This window comes from Lyngbya sp. CCY1209 (genome assembly GCF_055795065.1).
This window is the reverse complement of record NZ_JAYFER010000032.1, coordinates 1-297: the sequence shown is the minus strand read 5'-3', so window position 1 is coordinate 297 and position 297 is coordinate 1. Positions and strand designations below refer to the sequence as shown.

Here is a 297-nt window from a genome sequence, read left to right as displayed (position 1 = left end):
ACTCTTTCCAAAGAAAGGAAATAGAGTACAAGCAACGGTCGTTAGATATGCCGATGATTTCGTAGTCATATCACCAAGACTCGAAATCATTGAACAGTGCAAGGTTGCTATCTCCAAATGGTTAAAGCCCATTGGACTTCAACTCAAACCGGAAAAGACAAGAATCTGTCATACACTAAGAGAAATCGAAGTGGACGGAGAAAAAGTCCCATCCGGATTTGACTTCCTGGGGTTCAATATCAGGCAATATCCAAAAGGAAAACATACATCCGGGAAGAAATCGGGGGGAAGAGGTCT

Annotated in this window: 1 protein-coding gene; it reads left to right on the top strand. The window is 42.4% G+C overall.

Annotated elements, in window-relative coordinates:
* Positions 1-297, top strand: a 297-nt coding sequence (locus AC0QHF_RS00155) for a reverse transcriptase domain-containing protein (protein ID WP_324702173.1), incomplete at both ends; no start/stop codon positions are given.